This window comes from Microcoleus sp. F10-B2, from assembly GCF_036704965.1.
In the GTDB taxonomy this organism is placed as follows: Bacteria; Cyanobacteriota; Cyanobacteriia; order Cyanobacteriales; family Microcoleaceae; genus Microcoleus.
Genome location: NZ_JAUBTB010000190.1, coordinates 1 through 3,929, shown reverse-complemented (window position 1 = coordinate 3,929; position 3,929 = coordinate 1). Strand labels below are relative to the sequence as shown.

The following is a 3,929-nucleotide window of genomic DNA, read 5'->3' as shown; positions in this document are numbered from 1 at the left end:
ATGTTGGGGCGACCAGACATTTTCATTGGCTCCTTTACTTCTTACATAAGTCTATCACATCTTTAAAAAAATGGTATAAATCTCGTTCTGCCAGCGGTAGCCGCGTATAGAGAGTTATTTACACAAACTCATATGAGTTTGTGCCGTAGAGAGGCAGTTATAGCAAGGGTTTGAGCGCTATATTTTGGATGATGGGGAAGTTCTCGGCGATCGGAAAAGATGGAGTAAAGATAGCGTAGAACCCTATAGGGTTCGCGAAAGCCACACACATGATCTGCTTGCTTCCCGATCGCACTCGTTTTTATTTGTACTCGCTAAGCGCCGAAGGGTGTCACCCTTCGCGGACAGAGTTAACCTGCCTTGAGTTGACTCTATTCGCGCTCGCTAAGCAGGGAAGGGTGACACCCTTCCGTTACGCGCTGTACCTACTTTTACCGGGCTATTTCTCGTCTGTGTTATTCACTTGGAAGGCCGTAGGGTTTCCAAAATCTGCATATGTGCTGGATAGTTACAAACCCTACGGGTTTGTGAAATCTACATATGTGCTAGATATGTTTTGCTCAAAGTGTGTTAGCCCTCCTCACCGATTAAGCGCTTATACTCAGCGTGCGCTCGCTTCCAAGCTTCAGTCCCTCCCTTCTTGCACTCCCACAACTTCTCGATCGTCTGGGTTTGGTTCAGTTCAGTTCTCAACTTTTTTACTAGAGCCAGGGCTTGTTCGCGGGTTAAGTTCAGCGACGTGAATCGCTCCTCCTCCACCGTCAAAGCCTTATCTTCTGGTTGGTTCACTGCTTGAACCGCTTGCACCGTCGGTTCTGCCAGTTCAGATGACGGTTCATCGCAATCAAGGAGCCAAGCGCGCTTAAGTGCCTCGACTGTTTCCTCTCTTTCTGTTTGCCCACTGAGTATTTGTTCTGCTTCTTGCTGTCTTTGGGTCTGGCTCACATAGGCGCTGACTGCAATTTCATCTACCACATCAGCAGTGATTGCCCTGGTTTTGATTGCTTCAATCTCCCCTTGTTCAGACAGTTCGCGGGCGATGTTGCCAGCGGACACTGCACAGGCAATTGCAGCACACAAACTCACCCCTTGCAGTGCTTTGTGAATGTCTAGCTTTTTGTCTAGTGCTGCTAGTGGAACCAACCACAGCACGACAGAGGACGCGCTCAACACAAACAGTTTTAGCTGCATAGAAACACCCCCAAACCAATCAGCAACATCGCTAAACCGCCGATTAAAAGTGCTTGCAAGTCAGCGACTGAAATCTTGAGCAGCTTGCTCAGGGAGTAATCAAGCAACCAACTCAGGCCCCAAGCAATTGCAATCGCTGCTAATAGGAATAAAACGGCTTTCATTGCCATCGGATGCAGGCTCGCTATCCACCCCAAAAGGGAGAAAGCGACGCATCCAGCAACGAAGTAGTTAGCCAGATACATCGCTTTCATTTAGTTCGCTCCTCCGGTCAGTTTGGCTTTAATTTCATCAATGCGAGTACGAGCATCATTCTCAGCTTTATCAATCCCCAAGCCCAGACGAGCGTAACCGGGACGCAAGCCGTGTAATTTCTTGGCTAATCCAACATCAGCGCGCTTTTTACCTAGTTCGTTCTCAGCAACCGCCCCCTCATATTTCCTGTGCTCCTTGTGTACGGTTTTGTCGGCCGCTTCAATTTTTCCTAGTGCCTTGTAAGCGCGTTTAGACTGCCTTGCACCGTCGGTCTTTTCCTTTGCCAAGTCCTTCATTGCGTCCGCTTCTTCTTTAGTGAAGTAGCGCGGTGCTGGCACAACTGGCACACTACGGATGCTAGAAAAATTACCAGGATTTAACGGTGTGATAACGCTTATGTCAGTGCTTGCCAGCACCTTAGACTTGTCGATTGCGTGTCCGCCGTCATTGCTGGTGGCTAATTGGTTGTTGTCAGATTTACCACCAAATAGTCGCAGTTGTAAGCTCATAATTTTGTCCCAATTTGAATGTTGATGCGGACTGGGGAAGGTAATAGATTGAGTGGGTTGATTTGTCGCCACATGGACATTGCCAGCACAAACACCCCCGCCGATGCGAGTACGAGTGCGATGAGTTGCCCGAAATCAACCCAGTCTAAAAATGTGGAATTCTGGCGGGTGAAACCGCACACAGGGAATGAACCGTCGTTAGTCCAGTCGAGGGTGTCTACACTGTCTACGTCCCTTGTATCAAGCGGTTCAGGCGTTGTGTTTACAGTGTCTAGTGGTGTGTCTAGTGGTGTGTCTAGCACTGTGTCAGGCGATTCACCGTCAACGAGGTACAGTTCTAGCAGCGCTTCCCATGTAGCGGTTTTGCTGAGTTTTCCAAACTGTCTGGCGTCTTCATTGGTGAAACCACGGTCAAAGGCGATCGCTTTTAATTGGTCAATGCGACGGTAGCTGACGGTGGGTTTAGTCATGGCTGACAAGCCTCAAATTGTCGCCCGTAGTCGGCTCTCCCTCAAAGCAGGGATAGCAAAAATCATCCGAGGTATTGCTGTGCGTCCAGTTGATGTAATACACCCACCCATCCTTTGGGCGATGGCACAAACCCACAACTTCGCCAAACTCAATATAGTCCTCGCCAAACTCACCAATCCAGTCAGCAGCTATCAAATCGCCAATATTGAATTTTGGCAAAGGATAACCATTGAGAGGTAAGGTAGCAGGCTGAATACGTGGCACAAAAAACAGCAAAGCGGCCGATGCGATTTTCTGCAATAACTCGCGACGGGGAAACATTAAGAGTTGCGATCGTCCGCTAGGACAATCGGCCGAAAGTGGCATAATTTATAAGCTCCAAACGTTGTTAGTGAACGGTTGGGGAAGTCGTGACTTGATTAGCATTGCAAGTGTTAGTCAGTCGCGCATCAATCTTCCTTAGTTACTCACGATTGCAGACTTACAATCCCTTGTCAACACAGGGACTGTAAAGTTTTGTTTCAAATTATTCGGCGAGTAACTCCATCACTTCATCGGGCGTAATGCCATAAATAGCGGCTAGCAGCTTGATGCTTTTCCCGTCACTTCCCAACTGTTTAAGCACCCCGATCGCACCAATTAAAGGAATAGCTTCCTTTGTGGATTGAGTTAACAAATCAATTGTCGTCTTGGTATTGGCTCGTTTTTTGTAAGTCCCTTCATTCATCTGTGTTGAATGCCCCAAACTCTTAGCTCTTGTTTCCTGAGACATCCCCGCCATTTGACCGTTCAGGTTTGCCAGGTGACGTAAAGCGTGAGTTTGACTTAAATTTTTACCCCACCTTGCTAGAACGTCTCGCGCTCTTTGGGCATAAGCCTTAGAAATCGTATTTGGATTATTTGATAACGAATAGATTTCCGGCAGTTGACCAGACTTAATTTCTAAACGTTCTATCAAGTCAGGATGAGTCGGTGCTAGCATCGGCACACATAATCTATAACCAGTTTTAGTCGTAGTGTCTAACAATGTTTTCTCCCCCACTACAGCAATCATTTTTTTATTATTCGACTCGCTTAATGGCGGGATAGTTACACCATCTTTTGTTTGAAATGGTCTATCAATATTCAGAATTGCAAAAACTTCATGAACTCGAAAACCATACACCAACTGCATTGAAAACACCCACAACCAACGCTGACGAGAATCTAGGTTGTATCGCCTATCGTTAGGAGGGACATTTAGAGCGTCCTCCCGAAGTTTCAAAAAATCGTCAACCGATAAGGTTTGAAGGTCTTCTCTAAACTCTACTTGCGTACCATCAATTTCTTTGAGCTTGCACAACAAATCAACATGACCAATTGTTTCAGCTAGCTTCCGCATGGCGCACAGGCAGTTCTTAAAACATTTAGTACCTTGCTTTTTGCTGCAGGGTAAGAGCATCTCAATCAGTCTTGACAAAAGGATTTGAGAAGAAGCATCATGTATTCATCATTCATTGCAGC

General features: G+C 46.7%; 6 protein-coding genes. All 6 read right to left on the bottom strand.

Translation table 11 applies throughout. The annotated features are described in order from the left end of the window. Positions 1 to 570: 570 nt before the first annotated feature. The 6 genes from QUA99_RS32370 to QUA99_RS32345 all read right to left on the bottom strand — a co-directional run bounded on the left by QUA99_RS32370 (position 571) and on the right by QUA99_RS32345 (position 3,807). The gene (locus QUA99_RS32370; protein ID WP_333245563.1) at positions 571 to 1,191 is read right to left on the bottom strand and encodes a hypothetical protein; all 621 of its coding nucleotides are present in this window, start codon (positions 1,189 to 1,191) and stop codon (positions 571 to 573) included. Continuing rightward, the gene (locus QUA99_RS32365; protein ID WP_333245560.1) at positions 1,182 to 1,445 is read right to left on the bottom strand and encodes a hypothetical protein; all 264 of its coding nucleotides are present in this window, start codon (positions 1,443 to 1,445) and stop codon (positions 1,182 to 1,184) included. Before QUA99_RS32365 ends, QUA99_RS32370 begins: the two co-directional genes overlap by 10 nt. Then, positions 1,446 to 1,955: a hypothetical protein gene (locus QUA99_RS32360; protein ID WP_333245557.1), complete on the bottom strand. Its 510-nt coding sequence runs from the start codon at positions 1,953 to 1,955 to the stop codon at positions 1,446 to 1,448. It lies immediately after the preceding gene. Then, on the bottom strand, positions 1,952 to 2,425 hold the full coding sequence (locus QUA99_RS32355) for a hypothetical protein (RefSeq protein ID WP_333245554.1): 474 nt from the start codon (positions 2,423 to 2,425) through the stop codon (positions 1,952 to 1,954). The genes QUA99_RS32360 and QUA99_RS32355 overlap by 4 nt, the downstream gene beginning before the upstream one ends. Further along, a complete protein-coding gene (locus tag QUA99_RS32350) occupies positions 2,418 to 2,792 on the bottom strand; it encodes a hypothetical protein (RefSeq protein WP_333245551.1) in 375 nt (124 codons plus the stop codon). The genes QUA99_RS32355 and QUA99_RS32350 overlap by 8 nt, the downstream gene beginning before the upstream one ends. Before the next feature lie 160 nt (positions 2,793 to 2,952). Then, complete coding sequence (locus QUA99_RS32345) at positions 2,953 to 3,807, bottom strand: hypothetical protein (protein ID WP_333245548.1); 855 nt, start codon at positions 3,805 to 3,807, stop codon at positions 2,953 to 2,955. Positions 3,808 to 3,929 lie beyond the last annotated feature (122 nt).

What these genes read in the sequence shown, in the direction of transcription:
- QUA99_RS32370 (WP_333245563.1), bottom strand. Translation starts at nt 1,191, where the DNA reads ATGCAGCTAAAACTGTTTGTGTTGAGCGCGTCCTCTGTCGTGCTGTGG.
- QUA99_RS32365 (WP_333245560.1), bottom strand. Translation starts at nt 1,445, where the DNA reads ATGAAAGCGATGTATCTGGCTAACTACTTCGTTGCTGGATGCGTCGCT.
- QUA99_RS32360 (WP_333245557.1), bottom strand. Translation starts at nt 1,955, where the DNA reads ATGAGCTTACAACTGCGACTATTTGGTGGTAAATCTGACAACAACCAA.
- QUA99_RS32355 (WP_333245554.1), bottom strand. Translation starts at nt 2,425, where the DNA reads ATGACTAAACCCACCGTCAGCTACCGTCGCATTGACCAATTAAAAGCG.
- QUA99_RS32350 (WP_333245551.1), bottom strand. Translation starts at nt 2,792, where the DNA reads ATGCCACTTTCGGCCGATTGTCCTAGCGGACGATCGCAACTCTTAATG.
- QUA99_RS32345 (WP_333245548.1), bottom strand. Translation starts at nt 3,807, where the DNA reads ATGCGGAAGCTAGCTGAAACAATTGGTCATGTTGATTTGTTGTGCAAG.